This is a genomic window from Flavobacterium sp. RHBU_3, assembly GCF_046613565.1.
Classification (GTDB): domain Bacteria; phylum Bacteroidota; class Bacteroidia; order Flavobacteriales; family Flavobacteriaceae; genus Flavobacterium.
The window spans coordinates 161650-183957 of sequence record NZ_JBKJHC010000008.1; the positions used below are offsets into that span (position 1 = coordinate 161650).

Genomic DNA, 22308 nt, shown 5'->3' on the forward strand with positions numbered 1-22308 from the left:
CACAAACACAATGAAACAGCTTATAACCCTGCTGGCACTTGCTGCAGGTTGCATGGCTTACGCCCAAAAAGCCCCAACAGCCATTAAGGTTACTTATCAGAAAAGCTATCTGGGCAAGGTACAAGATGAAACCAATCCGGTGATTGTTTTTTCGGATAAGGAGAAAACACTGGTTACTTCCCAGCAATTATTAGATAAGAAAGCAGCCCTGCCTGCCGAACAGGTTTTGGTGCAGCATCCTGCATCCTATACACAGTTTGCCGAAGTAAAGCCGGGTATATTTGTAGCCATGCGCGATACCGTTGCGCTAAAAAAGCAAATCTTCGAGTTGTTGCCCGATACTAAAACCATATTGGGTTACACCTGTCATAAAGCTAAAATTATCATTAACAGCAATACCATCGAGCTTTGGTACACCGATGCCCTGGGGATAAAAGGTGCGCCATCGGTACTGGGACAGGAGCTTGGTTTGGTGCTGGAAACCAACCGTAACAACAACTTTGTGGTTACGGCTACTAAAGTAGAAAAGCTGAAACACCTGCCTGCTACGGTTGCGCTACCTGCCAATGCAAAGGTGACTGATAACCTGAGCTACCGCGACCAGATATGGAAAGCGCGTTTTACTACCATACCGGTGTTTACAGAGCAGCAGATAAATTTCAGCGATGCCTCTAAATCTAACGACAGCGTACTGCGTTTTGCTAACGGAACCATTGCGCTGCGCAAAATAAAATTCCCGGAGATTAAAGCCGGTAGCCAGGTGTTTGCCGAATTAATAGAGCAATCGGCAGGGGATGCATACGACCGTACCGGTTCGGTTTTTGTAATTCCGCAGGATCAAAAGGAATCGTTCTTAGACGGACTAAACAACGGTGCCAAAACCTTACCGATGTACGAAAACGGCAACGGTGAAAAATACCCAGGCATGGTGCGCACCGCCACCTTTACACCACTGCTGGAATTAATGCGCTTTTTTACACCGTTTGGCATCAGCCAGTACAATACCATTCAGTTAAAAGGGAAAACGTGGCACAATGCCGTGCCGTATCGTCAGGATATTAGCGAGCTGATTCCGTACCTGAGTGGTAAGGAACTGTATGTGGGGGTGTTTATAGGCAACTATGATAAAGGCGGACACAAAGTAAACCTTGAAATTACCGTACATACCGATGAACTTACGTACAACAAGTCTACGAAAGCGATTCCGTTGTTTGATACGGTAAACGTTATGGAAATGGCAGGGCAGGGGTACAGCACTATGTTTAATAATGATAAAGGGCTTGAAGTAACCTTTACGCTAAGTAAACCACTAAAGGATGCCCGACTGCGCTATATAACCACAGGCCACGGCGGCTGGGAAAACGGCGATGAGTTTATCCCAAAAAAGAACACCATTTCGCTGGATGGCAAAGAAACCTTTGCGTTTATACCATGGCGACAGGATTGCGGCAGTTACCGCCTGTTTAACCCGGCTTCGGGTAATTTTGATAACGGTCTTTCGTCGTCAGACTACAGCCGAAGCAACTGGTGCCCGGGTACGGTAACAAATCCGAACTTTATTTCACTGGGTGATTTGCCTGCCGGTACGCATACCATAAAGGTGCAAATTCCACAGGGTGCTCCCGAAGGCGGCAGTTTTAGCGCCTGGAATGTTTCGGGTGTATTGCTTGGCGAGGAGTAGTTTTCAGTAAGCAGTCTCAGTTCTCAGTCTCAGTTCTCAGTCTCAGTTTGCGGTTACACACAACTTACAAAAGACATAAAAGCCGCAGTAATTGCGGCTTTTATGTTTATGGCTCCCGGGTATATTTTATAAAACCGAAAACTTCAATTTCGTTTTGTTCAGGTTTGATGCGGTAAATGATTATGTATCCTTTAAAAACTAAGTCCCTTACATTTTCATTGTTAAAGTAAATCGATTTCCTGTTGCGGTAAGGCATCGACGGTACATCTTTTAGTTTTTCTAGTACATCATTTCTAAATTTTCTAGCTGCGGCGGGTTTGTCCTCGGCTATATAAAGCAATTGGTCATTAAACTTTAAGCGAAAACTTTGAAGGATTTTAATCTTCATATTTTTTCAGGAATTCGTCTGTTTCCTTTTCAAATTCTTCCAAAGAATACATCTTCATTTCTCCGGCTTCTATGGCTCTCAAGTCTTCTTCAAGCTCGGCCTTGGTACGTAAAAACTCCTCCGAAATAATCTCAACATCCTTCGGGTCAAACTGCTTTAACAGCCACATAACGTGCTCATATACTCCTTCATTTATCCTTAAGTGTACTGTTTCCATAACAATTCGTTTTTATCAAATATACAAAATTTAATAACTCCCCACGGCTACAGTAGTTACGTTTTCAATGTGTATCTCTTGTCCTGTATACTGCAATAAGCCCGTTACTTTATCTCGTTTAAACACGGTAACCGAGTTGGATTTTACATTACACACTATTGCAAAGTTACCATCGGGTGTTAGGGTAAAGGTACGCGGGTGGTTGCCCATGGTGCTTTGGTAACCTTTAATTTTTAGTTGCCCGTTGCTATCCACGCTGTATATGGCTATATTGTTTTCGTCCATGCGATTACTGGCATACAGAAACTTTTCGTCGGGCGACAGGTGCACGTCTGAGCTTTCAAAAGCAGTTAATCGCTTGTTTTCCTCATGTGCAGGTATGCGTTGTGCTGGGGTCAGTTTTCCATTTTCATTATTAAAAACTTCTACGGCTCCACCCAGTTCTTCTATAAGATAGAGTTTATCTTCTTTTTTATTAAAGGTAATATGCCTTGGTCCGCTGCCGGGTGGTATTTTGGTTTCGGTGAATTTTGTTGTAGATACAATAGGGTTTTGAGTGGGTTCAAAGCTATAGTTCCATAGCGTATCGCTACCCAGGTCAGTCACAACAAGCTGTTTTCCGTCGGGGCTGAACACTACACAGTGTGCATGTGCGGCTTCCTGCCTTTTAGGGTTTATACCGCTGCCTTTATCATAAGTAATATGTTGAATAGGTTTGCCAATAGTACCATCATTGTTAATAGGGTAGAGCGTAAGTCCTGCTTCAGTGTAGTTAGCACAGGCTAGCCATTTACCCGAAGGATGTACCGAAACATACACCGGGTTTTCACCAAGGCTACTCTGACTGGAAGTATGGGTTAATGCGACGGTTTGCGCATTAAAATCATAACTGCTTACACTGCCTGCACCGGGTGTTTTGCTGTCGGTAACGCTGTAAAGTGTTTTGCCGTTAGGGGCAAGGGTAATAAACGACGGGTTTTTTATGCCGTTAAGGGTGTTACTGGGATGAGTTTGCCATTTGCGTTGTCTAGGCTGTAAACATAGATGCCGGGTTTTTCCTTATCCCAATTATACGAGCCGAAAAACACGTAGGTCTTTTGGGCGAAACACCATTGCAGTAAAAAGACAAGCGCTATAGAAAAACGGAATTTCATAATGAAGTTTTGGTAAGGCAATATAATAAAAAAGTGCCCCGAAAGGCACTTTGTATTTGTTACTCTGAGATTACTATTTCGGCATCTTTTACAGTGATTGCTAAAATTTCCTCGGTAAGTATCAGTTCGTTCGCGTCTATATTGTTATTCATGCTTGGTTATATTTAGGTTTTTATTTAAGCTGCTTAGATACATAGCTTCTTAGTTTTTTATATTCTGGTTTTAATGTATTCTGTGTCCAAATCACTAAAAGTGCTAAGGAGCTCATCGGCTCAATAACTCAGTAGCTCCTAAAAAGGTACATCGTCGTCATTGGCACTGCTGTTCATGTTGCTGCCAAAGGCTTCGTTAGGGCTTGGCAGGTTCTTGGTCAGGAAGTCGTTAGCGCCGCCACTGCTGTTCATGCTCGAAGGCAGCTCGTCAAACGGAGAGGCACTAAAGTCGTCCAGGTTGTCAAACTTACCAAGGCTACCAATAAATTTTAGCCTGATGTTATCCAAGCCACCGTTACGGTGCTTGGCTACAATAAACTCGGCCTGACCAGCTGTTGGCGATTGCTCTTCATCATCCCATTCCTCAATTTTATAGTACTCGGGGCGGTAAATGAACGATACGATATCCGCATCCTGCTCAATCGCACCCGATTCCCTAAGGTCAGAAAGTAGAGGTCGCTTGCTGCTTCCCCTGGTTTCTACCGCACGCGATAGCTGCGACAGTGCAATAACAGGTATGTTAAGTTCTTTAGCCAGAGCCTTAAGGTTTCGCGATATGGTAGAGATCTCCTGTTCACGGTTACCTCCGTTTTTACCGCTTCCGCCTGCAGTCATTAGCTGAAGGTAGTCAATAATAATCATCCTGATGCCGTATTGCGATGCCAGCCTTCGGGCTTTTGCACGCAAGTCGAATATCGATAACGATGGTGTGTCATCTATATACAGCGGAGCACGCTCAAGGTCTTTTACCTTGATACTCAGCTGTTCCCATTCGTGTTTTTCCAGTTTTCCGGTACGCAACTTTTCAGACGAAAGCCCCGTTTCGCTGGAAATAAGACGGGTAATAAGCTGTACCGATGCCATCTCCAGAGAGAATACCGCCACACCGTGCCCGTACGTAATGGCTATGTTACGCGCCATAGAAAGTACGAAAGCGGTTTTACCCATACCGGGTCTCGCTGCTATAATGATAAGGTCACTCGGCTGCCATCCGCTGGTAAGTTTATCCAGTTCGTGGAAACCGGTTGCCACGCCCGAAAGGCCTTCTTTACCCGCAATTTCCTCAATACGCTTTTTGGCCTGCATTACAAGGCTCTGCGCTGTTTCAGAACTACGTTTAATGTTACCCTGGGTTACTTCATACAGTTTACCTTCGGCTTTATCCAGCAGGTCAAACACATCGGTGGTTTCGTCGTAAGCGTCTTCAATAATTTCGTTAGACAAACGTATCAGGCTGCGTTGAATGTACTTTTGCAGAATGATACGTGAGTGGAACTCAATGTGCGCCGATGATGAAATTTTTTGTGTAAGCTGTATCAGGTAAAAGTCGCCCCCGGCTGCTTCCAGCTTGGCATTCTTTTTTAACTGAGCCGATACGGTAAGCAAGTCAATAGGCTGGGTGTCGTTAAACAGCTGTACAATGGCCTCATAAATGTGCTTGTGGGCATCTTTATAAAAGGCATCGGGCTGCAGGATGTCTATAACCTCGTCTACACCTTTTTTGTCAATCATCATGGCACCCAATACGGCCTCCTCAAGGTCTACCGCCTGTGGTGGCAGTTTGCCTTTTTCCAGGCTGATAAGTGTCGACTTATCTACCTTTACTCCCGGATTGATGTTCCTCATATTTTCCATTCCACTAATGTACTTAAAAATGTATCCTTAGGGTTAAGTAATTGTTAATAGACAGGTGTTTATAACCTGTTTATAACTTTTGAAATTCTGTTAATAAGACAAAAAAAGTCCGAAACACGGGGGCTTCGGACAGTTCTTTTTTAATGGGTTGATATTCAGTGCTTATTTGTTGAATTCGCCCATATTAAAGTATTTTTCCATCCTTTGCTCCACAAGGTCGGCTGTTGATAAGTCTTTCAGCTCGTTGTAGGCTTTGGTTATGTATTCTTCTACCGTTTTAAAGGTTGTTTCCCTGTCAAAGTGGGCACCTCCAAGCGGTTCCGGTATAATTTCGTCTATCAGCTTTTGTTTTTTCATATCGAAGCTGGTAAGCTTCAGTGCTTCCGCAGCCTGCTCCTTGTATTCCCAGCTCCTCCAAAGGATTGATGAACAAGATTCAGGAGAAATTACAGAGTACCAGGTGTTTTCCAGCATGTATACGCGGTCGCCCACGCCTATGCCTAATGCACCACCCGATGCGCCTTCACCTATAATAACGCAGATAACTGGTGTTTTAAGGCGGCTCATTTCAAAAATGTTTCGGGCAATAGCTTCACCCTGTCCGCGCTCTTCAGCCTCAAGGCCCGGGTAAGCACCAGGAGTGTCGATAAAAGTAACTACAGGAATGCCAAATTTCTCGGCCATTTTCATAAGCCTTAATGCTTTGCGGTAACCTTCAGGGTTAGCCATGCCGAAGTTACGGTACTGCCTTGTTTTGGTATTAAAACCTTTTTGCTGGCCTATAACCATAAAGCTCTGGCCGTTTATTTTGGCAAGTCCGCCTACCATGGCTTTGTCGTCTTTAAACGCACGATCTCCAAAAAGCTCTAACCAGGTATCACCTGTAAGCGCTTTAATGTAGTCCATAGTATATGGGCGGTTAGGGTGGCGCGAAAGCTGTACCCTTTGCCAAGCAGTAAGGTTTTTATATATGCTTTTCTTAGTTTCTACGAGTTTTTTCTCTATCTGTTTGCAGGTGTTCGATACGTCCACATCGCTCTCCTGGCCTATGATGGTACATTTCTCTAACTGCTCTTCCAGTTCTTTAATAGGAAGCTCAAAATCCAGGTATTCCATAGTAGAGGCAAAATTTTATTTTAATAAAAGTTGAAAGTGACAAAGATAAGTAATTATGTTTAATACGAAATAGATAATATTACCAATTAACCCTCCTGTGGCTTCCGGTTTTTCAGCACGCCGTTGATAATCACTGTGATGAGGATAATACCCGCGCCTACGTAAAATGAGGTATTCATTTTTTCACTTTCGCTAAATACGATTAGTGCAAGAATTATCCCATAGATAGGTTCCAGGTTTATGGTAAGCATCATGGTATACGGGGTAATGGTTTCCATTACTTTTACAGCAGCTATCTGTGCGTAAGCGGTACATATTGTACCTAACAGGAATAGCCAAAGCCAGTCTGAACCTGACAATACAAAGAAACCTGGTGTAAACTGTCCGTCGTATAAAAGGTATAATGAAAAGAAGAAAATACCGCCCAGTAATTCATAAAACGATATGGCAGTGGCATTGTATTCTTTGGCAAATTTCCCGTTTATGATGGCAAATACCGTACTTAAAAAAGCACTGAATAATGCGGTAAGAATACCGTAAAGGTAGTTTCCTTCAAAATGGAATATGATGTACAGGCCGGCAATTACAAACAGCCCGAATATAACTTCGTATATAATAATCTTTCGTCCGTACAGCAACGGTTCCAATAGGGAGGCAAAGAATGCCCCTGTACTAAGGCATGCCAGGGTAACCGATATGTTACTCACCTTTATAGCATGAAAAAACGTAAACCAGTGGAGTGCTATGATGAGTCCCGCAAATACCAGTCGCATTAAAGCCTTCATGGGCATACGAAAGGGTACCTTCATGATCAGGGCATAGGCCAACATAAAAGTTACAGCTATAACCATGCGAAACCATACCAGCTGAAAAGCAGGCAGGCTTATCAGTTTGCCTAATACGGCAGTAAAGCCCCATACAAATACTATGAGGTGCAGGTGCAGGTAGTTTTTAAGATTATCTCCTTGCATTGCGAAGCAGGTAAAAAGCCAGTATACCAAAAGTAACGTTAGGGATCCAGCTGGCTACAAACGGTGAAAAAGTTGATTTTTCGGCAAGTACGCCAAAAACCTTGTCAAAGAATACATAGGTAAAGGCAAGGGCTATACCTATAGCAAGGTTCATACCCATACCGCCGCGGCGTTTCATGCTGGAAACCGATACAGCTATTAAGGTAAGTATAAAGGCTGATACAGGTATGGTGTACTTTTTATACAGTACTACCAGATATGAGTTAAGGTTAGCCGAACCGCGCTGGCGCTCTTTGTCTATAAAGTCGCTTAGCTGGCCGTAGGTCATGGTCTCGGCAGCATATATGGCAGGGGTAAGGTCATCCGGCTGAAAGTTAAACTTAAACGTCTTACTCGGTGCTTTTTCTATCATATCACCCAGTGAACCTATGGTACGCTTGGTGTAGCTGCTTAGGGTATAGGTGCTGTCTTTTTCGTTGTAGCGAATACTGTTAGCACTTATTTTGCTTGTCAGCCTGTTATCCCTGAAGGTTTCCAGGTTAAAGTTGTAGCCGGTTTTGTTCTGATAGTTAAAGCTGCTTACAAATATGTATTCGCTGTCGCTAATCTGCTTGTAAACATCGGTGCTTTGCCGCACCTCCTTACGAGTAAGGTGTGTGGTGCGGAAATCGTTGTACCCTTTACTGGCCCTTGGTAAAAAGAAAAAGCCCATAAGCAGCGCTATAACGGATACTATGCTGGCGCCTATGATATAGGGCCTAAGGAAACGGTTAAACGAAATACCTGAGCTTAGTATGGCTACAATCTCGGTATTGTTAGCCAGCTTACTCGTAAACCAAATAATGCTCAGAAACAGGAATATAGGGAAGAGCAGGTTAGCAAAATAGATGGTGAAATTACCATAGTATATGGCAATGTCTTTAAAGGCCACCTTGCTTTCCAGCATGCGGTTTACCTTTTCCGATACGTCTATAACTATCCCTATGGGAACAAACATAAGCAGCATTACAAAGAATGTAACAAGGTAACGCCTTAGTATGTACCAGTCTATTATTTTCATGTACTTTTTATTATCAGTTGTCGGTTCATAGTTGTTGGTTGTTGGTTGTTGGCCTTTTATGGTAATCATGCTTAATAATTTCAATGGCCTAACAACCAATAACTAACAACTAAAAACAATTAAAGCCTTTGGCTCATGTTACGTACCATCATTTCCTTCCACTCACGGAAATCACCGGCTATAATATGTTTACGGGCTTCGCGCACCAGCCACATATAAAAGCCCAGGTTGTGAATGGTAGCTATCTGCTTGCCCAAAAACTCGTCGGCTGCAAACAGGTGACGCAGGTAGGCTTTGGTGTACTCGGTATCTACAAACGTTATGCCCATTTCGTCTACGGGGCTAAAGTCGTTTTCCCACTTTTTGTTTTTTATGTTAATGGTGCCGTTAGCTGTAAATAGCATACCGTTTCGGGCATTGCGGGTAGGCATAACACAGTCAAACATATCTACGCCCAGGGCTATGTTCTCTAATATATTTATAGGAGTACCCACGCCCATAAGGTAACGTGGTTTGTCTTCGGGTAGTATGCTGCACACCACATCGGTCATGGCGTACATTTCTTCGGCAGGTTCGCCCACGCTTAGTCCGCCTATGGCATTACCCACAGCACCGGCATTGGCTATATATTCGGCACTTTGTTGGCGTAGGTCTTTATAGGTGCTCCCTTGTACAATAGGGAAAAACGCCTGGCTGTAGCCGTACTTAAACGGAAGCTTTTCCAGGTGGGTGATACAACGATCCAGCCAACGGTGCGTCATGTGCATACTGCGCTTGGCGTAGCGGTAATCGCATGGGTAAGGCGTACACTCGTCAAATGCCATAATAATATCGGCACCTATGGTACGCTGAATTTCCATAACGCTTTCCGGCGAAAAGAAGTGGTACGAACCATCTATATGGCTCTTAAACTTTACACCTTCTTCCTTTATCTTACGGTTAGCCGAAAGCGAGTATACCTGGTAACCGCCACTATCGGTAAGGATGTTACGGTCCCAGTTCATAAATTTGTGCAGGCCGCCTGCCTGTTCCAGTATGGCCGTTTGCGGGCGCAGGTACAGGTGGTAGGTGTTGCCCAATATAATATCAGGGTTAATGTCGTTTTTCAGTTCGCGCTGGTGCACGCCTTTTACGGTACCCGCAGTACCTACCGGCATAAATATCGGTGTTTGTATGGTGCCGTGGTCGGTGGTTATTTCACCGGCGCGGGCTTTGGTTTGCGGGTCTTTGGTAACTAAATCAAATTTCATGATACTCTTTTACAGTCGGCAAAGATACATTTTAGATTTCAGATTTCAGATTTTAGATTTCAGATTGATGGCAGGGAAGTTAGAAGTGGTAAAATGGAAATCGGAAATTTAAAAAGAGTAATCATAGCTGGGGTAAAAATGCTACATTTACAAGTAAACCATAAACCATGAAAACACTTTATTTCCTCCCCTTGTTATTACTTTTCTTTTCCTGTAAAAACGAAAAGGAGGAACAGCTGAAGCGCGATATAGTGGGGGAGTGGAAGTTTGTTTCAGGGTATATTGAAACCGCCTGTAGAGATTCTGTACTTTCGCCGCCGCCGCCCGGGCTAAGTGTGCTGGGTTATGGCTTTTATGAAAACGGCGTATGCGAATATAAGCACGGTTTTCAGATAATACATACGTTGAATGACAGGATCGTTGTAGGTTATGATGGGAAAAAGTGTACCTACACCATAGGTGCCGATAGCCTTAAAATTGTGCTTGGCTCAGGTAAAGTGTGGCAGGCATATAAGATAGAATATCTTAAGGGAGATATGCTTTCCCTAAGGGTAAACAGCTGCGAGGTGGTGAAAATGGCACGGATGCATTACGCTATTAATCCTGCTGAGCATTATGATGCCATTGAGGTAATATCTTCGCTGGGGCGTATGAAAATTGACAGCAAAGGAAATGTACTCTACAAGGCAAATAGTATAACCGGCAGCGAAGGTTATCTTCAAGGTAATGTAACCAAAGAGAAGTACAGCCAGTTTGAGCGTGATTTTTTAAAGGCTAATGTGGTATCACTTGACACTTTTTATGCAAGCAAAGCGTCTGATGGGGCTACGGCTATCGTTAGTTTTATTAGAAATGGAAAAACGGTAAAAAAAGTGCAGGACGACGAGCAAAGCAGCCCGGCTGAATTTCAGTGGGCTTACAGGAACCTTATCTATCTGTTTACAGATAAAAACCTTAAGCCGTATCGTTCAAAATATCCTGAAATGACCGAATGGGGAGTTATTTTTTCTGAAGGGGAAAAAGAATATATCCTAATGTGGCTGGAACAATATACCCTGGTAACCGGACTGGACAAGGCTAAAACGGTTACCATTACTTTTAATTCAAAATATAAAATGCAGTACGGCCATGAACATAAGATGGTTATTACCGACGGCCGCTATTACAAATTCCCGCCCGAAGACGGTAGCAAAACGTTGGATCTGGGCTATAACTTTATTGAACGGAACGGCCTTGAAAAGCGTTTTGTGAAAGTGGATGATTTATCATTCCTTTAATACAATAAATGTTTTTAAAGGGTAGGTCTCTATATCTTATTGCTTGTGGCTGATAGCTCTTTTAAAAACCTTCTTAAATTTTCGTTAATATCCTGAAATGCTATATATTTGGCGGTACAATCAATTATTAGCATGAAACGCTTTTTACTCCCGGCGCTATTGGTGGCTACTGTTGCCACTGCGCAGAAAAACATCGACCCTACACCTGAGGATATTACCCTGGCTAAAGAACTGCATACTAAGTACGATAAAGACGATGTGGCACTTATAAGCAGCAAGGAGTCGGTTTCCTTTGATACCAATAAAGACAAGGTAACGGTAAACTACAGCGTGCAGGAAAAACTGATGAACATAGGTTCGCGCGCCGATATACGTAAGTACGAGTTTTACGATAGCCAGTCGGCCATACAAACCTTTAGCCTTAAATACCGTAACGACCGTATGGCGCCCTTTGCCATAAAAGACGAGTTTTACACCAGCGAGGATTTGTTTTATAACGATGCCCGCGTAAAATATGCTACCATCGATTTCCCGGTGCAGGGGTATACTTATAACTACCAGCTGGATAAAAGGTATGACGATGTAAAGTATTTTACAGCATTGTACTTTCAGGACGAATATCCTAACCTTAAAAAAGAGATAACGGTTACCGTACCTGAATGGCTGGAACTTGAAATACGCGAGTTCAACTTTGCCGGAAACGACATTAAAAAGACCGTAACTAAAAACGGAGGTAGCACTACTTACAGCTATGTGCTGGAAAACGCCCCGGCCCGTGTCGATGAAAGCCATATGCCCGGCCCCAGCTACTTGTACCCACACCTGGTATTTGTGGCGCATTCTTTTACCAAAGGCGGACCAAAGAAAACTCTGTTTAACAACACTGCCGACCTGTATAGCTGGTACCACTCGCTGGTGAGCAGCATAGAGGAAAACCCGGCAGTACTGAAAGACAAGGTAAAGGAGCTTACCGCAAAGGGCACGACAGATGAACAGAAGATAAAGAATATTTACTACTGGGTTCAGGATAACATTCGCTACATAGCCTTTGAAGACGGTATCGCCGGCTTTAAACCCGAAAGCGCAGCTAATGTGTTTACCAAGCGCTATGGCGACTGTAAGGGTATGGCAAACCTTATTTGCCGTATGCTGCGTGAAGCAGGATACGATGCGCGCCTTACCTGGATAGGTACCCGCCACATAGCGTATGACTATACACTGCCGTCGCTTTGCGTAGACAATCACATGATATGTACGCTGATAAAAGGCGGCAAAAAAATATACCTGGACGGAACAGAGAAGTACAACTCCTTTGGGGAGTATGCCGGGCGTATACAGGGTAAAGAGGTAATGATAGAAGACGGCGACAAATATATTATAGAAAAAGTACCTGTGGTAGCCCCCGCAGCAAATTTAGAAACTTATAATGCGATGCTGAAGGTAGATGGTGAGCAGCTTGTAGGTAAAATTTCAGGTACGCAGAAAGGGGAAAACCGCGCCGCATTTTTATATGGCTATAACCATATAAAGAACGATAAAAAAGACAATGCCCTGCAACGCTATCTTTCGGGTGATGATAAAAACTTTGGTATCAGTAATATTGTAACGTCTGATCTTTCAAACAGGGATATTACCCTTACACTGTCGTATGATGCTGCGCTTAAAAACCGCGTATCGTCATTTGATAATGAAATGTACATAGACCTTGATCTTGAAGAAGAATATTCAGGCCTTGATTTTAAGGAACGCAAAACCGACTATGAGTTCGGCTACCGTCAGGAATATTTATCTGAGGTAGTACTTGATATTCCTGCCGGATATAAGGTAACCCACCTGCCTGAGCCGCTTGTAGCCGATGCGCCTCAGTACAGCTTTAACGTTTCTTATGAGCAGAAAGGTACTACCATAATATACAAAAAGCATTTTGTCATAAAATCGGAAGTGATTAAAAAATCCGATTTTGCGCAGTGGAACCAAACCATAGGGAAACTAAAAGCCCTTTATAACGACCAGATTACATTAACCAAATAAGATGAAAAAACTCTTGCTATTACTACTGCTGTGTGGCGGTATGGCCTTTGCTCAGGACAAGGCCGAAATTAAAGAACGCTTTTGGGGAGCTAACGACCCGGCAAAAAAAATGCTTACCGTACCCGAAAAATGGAAAAAGGAAAGCGCTGTAATAATATACAAAAGCGAGGATTTTGATTATCATAAATTTGGCGCCAGGGTTACGTATACCACAGCATTTCGTAAAAGGGTAAAGCTGCAGGATCAGGCTGCTGTAACCGAGTATTCGGAGTTTTCGTTCCGTGATAAGTTTCGCTCAGAACGAGGTGACAGAGCGAGAAGCCATGCCGAGAATACCATAGGCGTAAAGGTGATTAAGCCCGATGGCACCGAAAAAGAAGTTAATGTAGATGCCGAGGCTATTACTGCTGATGATAAGAAGAAGATAGCCGTTTCTAACCTGGAAATAGGTGATATTATAGACTACTATGTATATTCTGTAGAGCCGTTTAAGAGTGTAGGTGCTTATGGTTTTGATGCTGTAGAAAACACCATCAGCGATGAGTATCCTACTATGGAGCGCAGGCTGCTGTTTACTACAGAGAACGACTTTTTTGTAAACTTTGCCACTTATAATGGTGCACCTGAGCTAAAGAAAATTTCGAAAGAAGACGATAGTGAATATAAATACGAACTGGTGGCTAAGGATGTGGAAAAGTTTGATTTTCCGCGTTGGTTCTACCCATTGGCTGAGGTGCCTTGCTACAAGTTCCAGGTTTATTTTGCCCGTTCGGGTAAGTTTGAAGATATGGCTGCGGCATTCCTTCCTAAAAAGGAAAGCATTATTAAAAGCTTGGTAACTCCTTACGATATTCAGGATTACTACGATGGTAAGTTTAAGGCGTACGGTGATTTGGGAAGCCTGAAAAAGTTTTTAAGGAATAATACTTTTGCTACCGAAGAAGAAAAAGTAAAGGCAGTGTACTATTATACCCGTCACATGTTTTATACCCGTTATGTAGAGGCGTTTGTAGTTAGGGAGGCTAATATTATGCAATTCCCGTTCTATCTTTATGGGACAAACCCGATATTCTTTTCCAATGAGCGTGATTTTATTAACTTTTACATAGCATTCCTGCGCGATGCTAAAATAGACTTTGATATTATAGCTGCCACCCCGCGTGCTAATGGGAGTATTAAAGACCTGCTGCTGGAAGAAAACCTTAAACTGCTGCTTAGGGTAAATACAGAAAACCCTGTGTACCTGCAGTTTTTCAGTCCTTTCAGTAACGTAGACCAGGTAGATTACGATATAGAGAACAGCGATGCCTATAAGATGAAGGTATACGTGCCAAAAGCAGAACGTAAGGTAACAACTATAAAAATGCCGGTGTCTACATACCAGGACAACCGTACCGAAAGCACCCTTACGCTTACATTTTCGCCTGAATTTACCGATGTGGTTGCCGAACGCGAAGAGTCTATGTACGGTCATAATAAAGACGACGACCAGGAGGAAAAAATGATGTTTTATGATTATGTAGATGAAGACTACAATAAATATGAAACCAAGCGCTTAATCGATATGGTAAAGAATAAGGACAAGCGCGCACAGTATGTGAAGGAATATGAGGCTCTGAAGAACAAGATAAAGGACAAGCGCAAAGAGCGTTTTAAAGCGGATTTAGAAGATGAGCTTGCTTGTACTGTAGACGGCCACTCGCTGGAAATAGTGTCTACAGGCCGTTTTGGTGCTACCAGCCCGTTTACCGTTAAAGAGAAGTTTACCATTAAGGAAAACTTTATAAAAAAGGCGGGGCCTAACTACGTGGTAGAGGTAGGCAAGATGATAGGCCAGCAGGTAGACCTTAAAGAAAAAGAGATGAACCGTACTAATAATATTTATATGCCTTACCCGCGCTCGTACAAAGAGAGTATAGTGGTAAACATTCCGGAAGGGTATACGGTATCGGGTCTTGATAAACTGAATAAAAAAGTTGAGAAAGCTACAGGAGGCTTTATAAGCACGGCTAAGGTAGAAGGTAACAAGCTTGTTATAGATGCGTATAAGTACTATACCCATTATTATGAACCGGTAGCTAACTGGAAAGATATGGCGGCTTTTGTAGAGGAAGCCTACCAGTTTACTCAGGAAAAGGTACTGCTTAAAAAAGGATAGTTTGCTTTAGTGCACGCTTTAGAAAAATAGAACCACGGACAATTGTTCGTGGTTTTTTTATTGCCGGTCACTTGTAAGGTTTTTTTTCAACGATGGGAGTTTAAATTTTTGCCCGGAATTTTTTATCTTGCTGTATCCATCCCAACCGAAAAAATGAGAGAAGATTTTTTACATTATATCTGGCAGCATAAAAAGTTTGACCAAGGCGCTCTTAAAACCGTTTCCGGAGATTCTGTGCAGGTGCTCAATACCGGCCAGTATCTGCAACAGTCCGGCCCCGATTTCTTCAATGCGCAGATCGTTATTGGGAGCCAGCGTTGGGCGGGCAATGTTGAGATACATCTAAAAAGTTCAGATTGGTATGCCCATCGGCATGAAACCGATTCTAATTATGATACAGTAATTCTTCATGTGGTTTGGGAGCACGATACAGAGGTATTACGGCCAAATGGCAGTGAAATACCGGTGCTGGAACTGTGGCGTGTTGTAGACAACGATTTGGTAAATAGTTATAAAGCGTTGCTTTCTGCCAAGACCTGGATTAACTGTGAGAAAGAGATTGGTGTCGCAGACGGTTTTCTCCTGGGGAATTGGAAAGAGCGGCTTTTCTTTGAACGGCTGGAACGTAAAGCACTTCCGGTAATGCAGTTGGCCAAAGAAACTTCAGGCGACTGGGAGGCTGTACTTTTTTGTTTTCTGGCAAAGAATTTCGGGTTGAATACTAATGGCGAGGCATTTTTTAACCTGGCTAAATCACTGCCCTTTGGAGTTGTTCGTAAAGAAATGTTTGAACTGCAAAATTTAGAGGCGCTTTTATTTGGCAGGGCTTCACTACTTATGGGTGATTTTGAGGAAGTGTATCCTAAGGCGCTACAACAGCAGCATGCCTACATTCAGCATAAATACCAGTTAAAACCATATACTGGTATACCATTGGAATTTTTCAGGCACCGGCCCGATAACTTTCCTACAATTCGTTTGGCACAACTTGCTGCTTTATACCACACGCATCAAAACCTTTTTTCTAAGATTATACATTGTAATGATTTGCCGGAGTTGAGGAAATTGTTTTCGGTACAGGTAAGTGAGTATTGGCATTCTCATTACCGTTTTGATAAAGAAAGTACGCCGAAACGCAAAGGCTTGTCGGTATCGTTTGTAGATCTTTTGATAATTAATAGTATCGTTCCTGTAAAGTTTGCGTATGTACAAAGTCTTGCTAAAGACAACACTGAGGAATTGATAAGCCTGCTACAACAGCTGGAGCCTGAAAGCAATGCTGTGGTAGATAAGTTTAAATACTATAAAGTGAATGTATCTTCAGCTTATGATAGCCAGGCATTGCTGCAACTTAAAAACGAATACTGTAACAACCATCGTTGTATGCAGTGTGCAGTGGGAATCAGTCTTTTAAAAAGCTGAGATTTTTTATTAACTTTGAGGAGCTAAACAGTAGTAACTTTACACCTGAAACAGAATTTTCTATGCCTTTAGTAACTAATATTCGTCATTACTTTGAAAAACACGGTTTTGAAGTTGCCAGTCGCCTTGCCGACCGCTTAGGGATGCGTGCCACAAACGTGCGTCTGTTTTTTATTTATATCACTTTTGTAACGGCAGGTCTTTGGTTTGGGGTATACCTTACATTGGCATTTTGGTTGCGGTTAAAGGATATGGTGTATACTAAGCGCAGTTCGGTGTTCGATTTATAGCTTTGTAATCACTAGAGCCCATGACAAAACCAAAACCAACCTTACCTTACCGTTTTACTTCCGGCCAGCGAAAAGGCATACTTACGCTTGTATTACTGATTATTGTAGTTCAGGGAGTATGGTTTTTTATAGGCAGGGTGTCTCCATCAGCATCAAAAGTTTCAAATGAGGAAAAGCAATGGCTTGCCCAACAGGTAAAACTTGACGCTCTTAAAGCTAAGGCTGACAGTACTTCGCATAAAATATATCCCTTCAATCCTAACTTTATAAGCGATTATAAAGGCTATACTTTGGGCATGACTTCCTTACAAATCGATAAGCTTAAGGCATTCCGGGCTAAAAACCAATGGATCAATTCAGCAGATGATTTTAAGAAAGTTACCGGTGTTTCAGATAGTTTGCTGGTGGTAATTTCACCTTATTTTAAGTTTCCTGATTGGGTTAATAAGAAAAATAATACTAACTTTAAGCAGCAAGTCACTGCAGTAGTTGCTAAACCTGGTGATTATAATGAGAAGCCGTATAAAACCGAAAAGAAAGCGACGGAGGTAAAGCAGCTTGATATTAATGAAGCATTAGAAGAAGACCTGGTTAGTGTATATGGTATAGGGCCTGCATTTGCAAAAAAAATACTGCGCCGCCGTGCCGACCTGGGGGCTTTTGTAAGCATGGAGCAGATGGATGACTTCAAGGAGTTTTCACCTGAGGCTGTTGCAGGGCTTAAGAAGCTATTTAAAGTAGGGGCAAATCCGCAGGTGAATAAGATTAACGTAAACACCGCGTCACTACAGCAACTGAGCCGTTTTCCTTACCTTAATAAAGATGTGGCTCGGACTATAATAACCGAACGCAGTATGAATGGTAAAATCGACAATTTTGACGAATTATCAAAAATAAACGAAATTTTTGTTGTTAAATCAAAAATAATTAGCTTATATTTGGAATACTGAAATTTAAGCGATAATTCTATGGTTTTTGAAATGACCGAAACGCAAGCCATGATTGCTGCCTCTATTAGAGAGTTTGCAGCGTTTAACATCCTGCCATATTATATGGAGTGGGACGAAACCCAGTATTTTCCTGTAGAGCTCTTTAAAAAATTGGGCGATATGGGCTATATGGGGGTTTTAGTACCCGAAGAATATGGTGGCAGTGGCCTGGGTTACCACGAATACATTACCGTTGTGGAAGAACTTTCTAAAGCCGATCCTTCGATAGGGCTTTCGGTAGCGGCGCACAATTCTTTGTGTACAAATCACATTCTTACCTTTGGCAATGAAGAACAGAAGCTTCGTTGGCTACCTAAACTGGCTACTGCCGAATGGATAGGTGCCTGGGGGCTTACAGAGCATAATACCGGAAGCGATGCGGGCGGTATGAATACTACAGCTATTAAAGACGGTGACCATTGGGTGATTAATGGTGCCAAGAACTTTATAACCCATGCCAAAAGTGGCGACGTGGCTGTAGTGATAGTGCGTACCGGTGCTAAGGGCGATAGCCGTGGCATGACCGCTTTTGTTATAGAGAAAGGTACTCCGGGCTTTAGTTCAGGTAAAAAAGAGAACAAGCTGGGCATGCGTGCCAGCGAAACTGCCGAGCTGGTTTTTGACAACTGTCGTATACCGGATGAAAACAGGCTGGGTGAAGTAGGCGAAGGCTTTATACAGGCCATGAAAATACTCGATGGCGGCCGTATATCTATAGGTGCGCTATCATTGGGTATAGCTAAAGGCGCTTACGAAGCAGCACTTAAATATAGTAAAGAGCGCCACCAGTTTGGGCAACCGATAAGCAGCTTCCAGGGGATAGCCTTTAAGCTTGCCGATATGGCTACCGAGATAGAGGCGAGTGAGCTGCTGCTGCATAAAGCTGCACACCTTAAAAACAACCATGAGCCGGTAACTACTGCCGGGGCTATGGCCAAAATGTATGCCAGCGAAGCCTGTGTACGTATAGCCAATGAGGCTGTGCAGATACATGGAGGCTACGGTTATACCAAAGATTTTCCTGTAGAGAAATACTACCGCGATGCCAAACTATGTACTATAGGTGAAGGTACTACGGAAATTCAGAAACTGGTGATTTCACGTAATATTTTGAAATAAGCACTACTTATTATACTTAACCAAAAACGCGAGAGGCTTCCATATGGAGGCCTCTTTTTTGTTTGTCATTTTAAGTGTGTTGCTTAAAAATGTAAATATGTCTGTTAAATTAGGAAGGCGTAAATGTTTGTTTTTCAGTCATCGATGATATTTGCAATTTGTCTGAGATTTGTGTTTTATTTATTAACACTATAACGTTATAGTGGTTGTGTGGTTGGTGATTGGTTAAAATCGAAGCTGTCCTTTTGTAAATTCGATAAAATACAAACCTCTATTTTATGAAAAAAACAATTACAATTGTTGCAGGCGCATTGCTGGCGCTCAGTGCCTGTACCACAGAAGATGCTCAAAAGTCAACTGTAACTGAGGCAGCCGCACCTGCGGCTACTCCAAGTAACCTTACTGCGCGCTCTACGGGCAGCAAGGTAATGATGCAGGCCTTCTACTGGGACTGTCCTGGTGGTGGTACTTGGTGGAACACCATTTCCGGTAAAGTGCCTTCTTGGGCCAGCGCGGGTATCGATGCTATTTGGCTGCCTCCTGCTACCAAGGGGTCAAGCGGAGGCTACAGTATGGGATACGACCCTTTCGATTATTTTGATTTTGGAAGTTATAACCAAATGGGGAATACAGAAACCCGCTTTGGGTCGCTTGCCGAAATCCAGAGTCTTATTACAACGGCCCACAACAACGACCTGAGTGTGATTGCCGATATTGTAATCAACCATTGCAGTGGTGGAGCTTCACAATCTAATCCTTTTACCGGAGGTAGTACTTATACTAATTTTACACCGGCTTCGGGGTTGTTTGCGCGTTCGTATTATGATTTCCACCCGAATGATGTACATGCTTCAGATGTAGGCACTTTTGGAGGATATCCGGATCTTTGCCATGATAAAACCTATGTGCAGGACTGGCTTTACAACAACACAAACTCTATAGCCAAATATTATAAAAATACTATGGGCTTTGATGGCTGGCGTTTTGATATGGTTAAAGGCTTTGAGCCGTGGGTGGTAAAAAACTTTAAGAATGCCGTAGGCGGATTTGCAGTAGGGGAGTACTGGGACGGTAATGCTGCTACACTGGAAACCTGGGCAAACAGTGCCGAATCAAGTGCGTTTGACTTTGCGTGCTACTATGCCATGCGTGATGCCTTGCAGGGGAACGATCTTACTAAGCTGAATAATGATATGCTGTTGAAGCGTAATGCTTACCGCGCGGTTACATTTGTGGCTAACCACGATACCGATGAAATATATAATAATAAGATATTGGCGTATGCCTATATACTTACGCATGAAGGATATCCATGTATTTTTTATCGTGATTATGAGGAGTGGCTCGATAAAAACAAGTTAAATAACCTTATTTGGATACACAATAATAAGGCAAGTGGCAGTACCACTTATTTATATGCTGATAATGATGAGTATGTGGCTAAGCGAAATGGTTCTCCGGGATTAGTAGTGTACATTAATAATAGTGACAGTTGGCAGCAGCGCTGGGTAGAAACAAACTGGGCAAGTACTGTTATTAAGGACTATACCGGAAATTCTACCTGGGAGCCTACTACGCAGAGCGGCAAGTGGGTACAAATTCAGGCGCCTCCGCACGGTTATACAATTTGGTCTGTTAAATAATTGTTTAGTATGAAAAAATATCTGATAATTTTTACTGCAGCGATATTGTTATATGGCTGTAGTACTGAAATGGATGCGGTAAAAGAAACTACGACAATTGCACCGCAGGAGGGTGCGCAGCCATCGAATAGTACGGCGCGTTCGGCAGGAGGGACTGTAATGATGCAGGCCTTTTACTGGGACTGCCCAAGCGGCGGCACATGGTGGAACACTATTGCTGCTAAGGTGGCCGACTGGCATAATGCAGGTGTAGATGCTATATGGTTGCCGCCTGCCACCAAAGGTGCCAGCGGGGGGTATAGCATGGGATATGACCCGTTTGATTATTTCGATTTTGGCGACTATAACCAGATGGGTTCAACTGAAACACGCTTTGGATCAAAGTCTGAATTACAGAACCTTATTACTACTGCACATAATAACGACCTGTATGTTATAGCAGATATTGTTATTAACCATAATGGTGGCGGTTCTTCAGAATATAACCCGTATACCGGTGGCAATACGTATACTAATTTTAACCCGGCTTCGGGCATGTTTTCGCGTACGCTGCTCGATTTCCATCCTAATAACGAACATGCTTCAGATGCCGGCACTTTTGGTTCGTATCCGGATCTTTGCCATGATAAAACCTACGTGCAGGGCTGGCTGTATAACAACAGCAATTCGGTTGCTAAATATTATAAGAATACCATGGGATTTGACGGCTGGCGGTTTGATTACGTAGCGGGATATGCTCCGTCGGTATGCAAAAACTTCAGGGATGCTGTAGGTGGTTTTGCAGTAGGGGAGTTATGGGAATCAGCGGCCAACCTTGATACATGGACTGTGGCTGCAGATATGCGGGCTTTTGACTTTCCGTGTTATTTTGCCATGAGGGATGCACTGGCGGCAAATGACCTTACAAAGCTTAATGCAGATATGTTATTTAAGCGCAAGCCGTATAACGCTGTAACTTTTGTTAGTAATCACGATACTAATGAGATCTATAATGGCAAGATGCTGGCATATGCCTATATATTAACACATGAAGGATATCCATGTATTTTTTATCGTGATTATGAGGAGTGGCTCGATAAAAACAAGTTAAATAACCTTATTTGGATACACAATAATAAGGCAAGTGGCAGTACCACTTATTTATATGCTGATAATGATGAGTATGTGGCTAAGCGAAATGGTTCTCCGGGATTAGTAGTGTACATTAATAATAGTGACAGTTGGCAGCAGCGCTGGGTAGAAACAAACTGGGCAAGTACTGTTATTAAGGACTATACCGGAAATTCTACCTGGGAGCCTACTACGCAGAGCGGCAAGTGGGTACAAATTCAGGCGCCACCGCACGGTTATACAATTTGGTCTGTTAAATAATTGTAATATTTATTTGCAGGATAGGTATTATTAATGTAAGTTTGCCCCGTAAACGAGAGGAGGTGTATCGCATATGTTAATAATACCTATTAAAGACGGAGAAAACATCGATAGGGCGCTTAAACGTTATAAGCGTAAATTCGACAAAACCGGAACTGTACGTCAGTTAAGGGCTCGCCAGGCTTTCACTAAGCCATCTGTAAAAAGGCGTGCTGAAATTCAAAAAGCAGCTTACATTCAAGGTCTTCGCGACGCACTTGAAGCTTAAGATAATTTTTTGGGGCTTTAAATAGCAGCCGTTAGCAGCTAAAGTATATCTTTGCT

At 42.8% G+C, this 22308-nt stretch carries 19 protein-coding genes; 11 read left to right on the forward strand and 8 right to left on the reverse strand.

The window, feature by feature from the left end; all coding sequences use genetic code 11:
• Nucleotides 1-10: 10 nt before the first annotated feature.
• The gene (locus ACLI1A_RS12770; protein ID WP_411409060.1) at nucleotides 11-1681 is read left to right on the forward strand and encodes a PNGase F N-terminal domain-containing protein; all 1671 of its coding nucleotides are present in this window, start codon (nucleotides 11-13) and stop codon (nucleotides 1679-1681) included.
• 106 nt (nucleotides 1682-1787) lie between these two features.
• On the opposite strand, the gene ACLI1A_RS12775 is transcribed toward ACLI1A_RS12770, so the two are convergent.
• The 8 genes from ACLI1A_RS12775 to tgt form a co-directional block, all read right to left on the reverse strand.
• Entirely contained in the window at nucleotides 1788-2069 is a 282-nt protein-coding gene (locus tag ACLI1A_RS12775) for a type II toxin-antitoxin system RelE/ParE family toxin (RefSeq protein ID WP_411409061.1), read from the reverse strand.
• Entirely contained in the window at nucleotides 2059-2286 is a 228-nt protein-coding gene (locus ACLI1A_RS12780; RefSeq protein ID WP_411409062.1) for a hypothetical protein, read from the reverse strand. Before ACLI1A_RS12780 ends, ACLI1A_RS12775 begins: the two co-directional genes overlap by 11 nt.
• 30 nt (nucleotides 2287-2316) lie before the next feature.
• On the reverse strand, nucleotides 2317-3270 hold the full coding sequence (locus ACLI1A_RS12785) for a lactonase family protein (RefSeq protein ID WP_411409115.1): 954 nt from the start codon (nucleotides 3268-3270) through the stop codon (nucleotides 2317-2319).
• Between the two features lie 460 nt (nucleotides 3271-3730).
• A complete protein-coding gene (gene dnaB, locus ACLI1A_RS12790) occupies nucleotides 3731-5287 on the reverse strand; it encodes a replicative DNA helicase (RefSeq protein ID WP_411409063.1) in 1557 nt (518 codons plus the stop codon).
• Nucleotides 5288-5449: 162 nt separating this feature from the next.
• Nucleotides 5450-6403, reverse strand: a complete 954-nt coding sequence (locus ACLI1A_RS12795; RefSeq protein WP_411409064.1) for an acetyl-CoA carboxylase carboxyltransferase subunit alpha — start codon at nucleotides 6401-6403, stop codon at nucleotides 5450-5452.
• A gap of 86 nt (nucleotides 6404-6489) precedes the next feature.
• A complete protein-coding gene (locus tag ACLI1A_RS12800; RefSeq protein ID WP_411409065.1) occupies nucleotides 6490-7374 on the reverse strand; it encodes a DMT family transporter in 885 nt (294 codons plus the stop codon).
• Entirely contained in the window at nucleotides 7361-8434 is a 1074-nt protein-coding gene (locus tag ACLI1A_RS12805) for an LptF/LptG family permease (protein ID WP_411409116.1), read from the reverse strand. The genes ACLI1A_RS12800 and ACLI1A_RS12805 overlap by 14 nt, the downstream gene beginning before the upstream one ends.
• A gap of 119 nt (nucleotides 8435-8553) precedes the next feature.
• Nucleotides 8554-9684 carry a tRNA guanosine(34) transglycosylase Tgt gene (gene tgt / locus ACLI1A_RS12810; protein WP_411409066.1) on the reverse strand — a complete coding sequence of 377 codons (1131 nt, stop codon included), beginning with the start codon at nucleotides 9682-9684 and terminating at the stop codon, nucleotides 8554-8556.
• A gap of 167 nt (nucleotides 9685-9851) precedes the next feature.
• Between tgt and ACLI1A_RS12815 the strand changes: the two genes are divergently transcribed.
• The 10 genes from ACLI1A_RS12815 (at nucleotide 9852) to rpsU (ending at nucleotide 22252) form a co-directional block, all read left to right on the forward strand.
• Nucleotides 9852-10961 (forward strand): DUF6438 domain-containing protein, encoded by a 1110-nt coding sequence (locus tag ACLI1A_RS12815; RefSeq protein WP_411409067.1) that lies wholly within the window; start codon nucleotides 9852-9854, stop codon nucleotides 10959-10961.
• A 132-nt stretch (nucleotides 10962-11093) separates the two neighbouring features.
• Complete coding sequence (locus ACLI1A_RS12820) at nucleotides 11094-12992, forward strand: transglutaminase-like domain-containing protein (RefSeq protein WP_411409068.1); 1899 nt, start codon at nucleotides 11094-11096, stop codon at nucleotides 12990-12992.
• A gap of 1 nt (nucleotide 12993) precedes the next feature.
• Nucleotides 12994-15150, forward strand: coding sequence for a hypothetical protein (locus ACLI1A_RS12825; RefSeq protein WP_411409069.1), 2157 nt, complete (start codon nucleotides 12994-12996; stop codon nucleotides 15148-15150).
• A 153-nt stretch (nucleotides 15151-15303) separates the two neighbouring features.
• Entirely contained in the window at nucleotides 15304-16572 is a 1269-nt protein-coding gene (locus ACLI1A_RS12830) for a DUF2851 family protein (RefSeq protein WP_411409070.1), read from the forward strand.
• Nucleotides 16573-16634: 62 nt separating this feature from the next.
• On the forward strand, nucleotides 16635-16862 hold the full coding sequence (locus ACLI1A_RS12835; RefSeq protein WP_411409071.1) for a PspC domain-containing protein: 228 nt from the start codon (nucleotides 16635-16637) through the stop codon (nucleotides 16860-16862).
• A gap of 20 nt (nucleotides 16863-16882) precedes the next feature.
• Complete coding sequence (locus ACLI1A_RS12840; protein WP_411409072.1) at nucleotides 16883-17812, forward strand: ComEA family DNA-binding protein; 930 nt, start codon at nucleotides 16883-16885, stop codon at nucleotides 17810-17812.
• Nucleotides 17813-17830: 18 nt separating this feature from the next.
• Nucleotides 17831-18970, forward strand: coding sequence for an acyl-CoA dehydrogenase family protein (locus tag ACLI1A_RS12845; RefSeq protein ID WP_411409073.1), 1140 nt, complete (start codon nucleotides 17831-17833; stop codon nucleotides 18968-18970).
• A gap of 278 nt (nucleotides 18971-19248) precedes the next feature.
• Nucleotides 19249-20613, forward strand: a complete 1365-nt coding sequence (locus ACLI1A_RS12850; RefSeq protein WP_411409074.1) for an alpha-amylase — start codon at nucleotides 19249-19251, stop codon at nucleotides 20611-20613.
• A gap of 9 nt (nucleotides 20614-20622) precedes the next feature.
• Nucleotides 20623-21984, forward strand: coding sequence for an alpha-amylase (locus tag ACLI1A_RS12855; RefSeq protein WP_411409075.1), 1362 nt, complete (start codon nucleotides 20623-20625; stop codon nucleotides 21982-21984).
• A gap of 73 nt (nucleotides 21985-22057) precedes the next feature.
• On the forward strand, nucleotides 22058-22252 hold the full coding sequence (gene rpsU, locus ACLI1A_RS12860) for a 30S ribosomal protein S21 (RefSeq protein WP_411409076.1): 195 nt from the start codon (nucleotides 22058-22060) through the stop codon (nucleotides 22250-22252).
• Nucleotides 22253-22308: the final 56 nt, after the last annotated feature.

What these genes read in the sequence shown, in the direction of transcription:
- ACLI1A_RS12770 (WP_411409060.1), top strand. Translation starts at nt 11, where the DNA reads ATGAAACAGCTTATAACCCTGCTGGCACTTGCTGCAGGTTGCATGGCT.
- ACLI1A_RS12775 (WP_411409061.1), bottom strand. Translation starts at nt 2,069, where the DNA reads ATGAAGATTAAAATCCTTCAAAGTTTTCGCTTAAAGTTTAATGACCAA.
- ACLI1A_RS12780 (WP_411409062.1), bottom strand. Translation starts at nt 2,286, where the DNA reads ATGGAAACAGTACACTTAAGGATAAATGAAGGAGTATATGAGCACGTT.
- dnaB (WP_411409063.1), bottom strand. Translation starts at nt 5,287, where the DNA reads ATGGAAAATATGAGGAACATCAATCCGGGAGTAAAGGTAGATAAGTCG.
- ACLI1A_RS12795 (WP_411409064.1), bottom strand. Translation starts at nt 6,403, where the DNA reads ATGGAATACCTGGATTTTGAGCTTCCTATTAAAGAACTGGAAGAGCAG.
- ACLI1A_RS12800 (WP_411409065.1), bottom strand. Translation starts at nt 7,374, where the DNA reads ATGCAAGGAGATAATCTTAAAAACTACCTGCACCTGCACCTCATAGTA.
- ACLI1A_RS12805 (WP_411409116.1), bottom strand. Translation starts at nt 8,434, where the DNA reads ATGAAAATAATAGACTGGTACATACTAAGGCGTTACCTTGTTACATTC.
- tgt (WP_411409066.1), bottom strand. Translation starts at nt 9,684, where the DNA reads ATGAAATTTGATTTAGTTACCAAAGACCCGCAAACCAAAGCCCGCGCC.
- ACLI1A_RS12815 (WP_411409067.1), top strand. Translation starts at nt 9,852, where the DNA reads ATGAAAACACTTTATTTCCTCCCCTTGTTATTACTTTTCTTTTCCTGT.
- ACLI1A_RS12820 (WP_411409068.1), top strand. Translation starts at nt 11,094, where the DNA reads ATGAAACGCTTTTTACTCCCGGCGCTATTGGTGGCTACTGTTGCCACT.
- ACLI1A_RS12825 (WP_411409069.1), top strand. Translation starts at nt 12,994, where the DNA reads ATGAAAAAACTCTTGCTATTACTACTGCTGTGTGGCGGTATGGCCTTT.
- ACLI1A_RS12830 (WP_411409070.1), top strand. Translation starts at nt 15,304, where the DNA reads ATGAGAGAAGATTTTTTACATTATATCTGGCAGCATAAAAAGTTTGAC.
- ACLI1A_RS12835 (WP_411409071.1), top strand. Translation starts at nt 16,635, where the DNA reads ATGCCTTTAGTAACTAATATTCGTCATTACTTTGAAAAACACGGTTTT.
- ACLI1A_RS12840 (WP_411409072.1), top strand. Translation starts at nt 16,883, where the DNA reads ATGACAAAACCAAAACCAACCTTACCTTACCGTTTTACTTCCGGCCAG.
- ACLI1A_RS12845 (WP_411409073.1), top strand. Translation starts at nt 17,831, where the DNA reads ATGGTTTTTGAAATGACCGAAACGCAAGCCATGATTGCTGCCTCTATT.
- ACLI1A_RS12850 (WP_411409074.1), top strand. Translation starts at nt 19,249, where the DNA reads ATGAAAAAAACAATTACAATTGTTGCAGGCGCATTGCTGGCGCTCAGT.
- ACLI1A_RS12855 (WP_411409075.1), top strand. Translation starts at nt 20,623, where the DNA reads ATGAAAAAATATCTGATAATTTTTACTGCAGCGATATTGTTATATGGC.
- rpsU (WP_411409076.1), top strand. Translation starts at nt 22,058, where the DNA reads ATGTTAATAATACCTATTAAAGACGGAGAAAACATCGATAGGGCGCTT.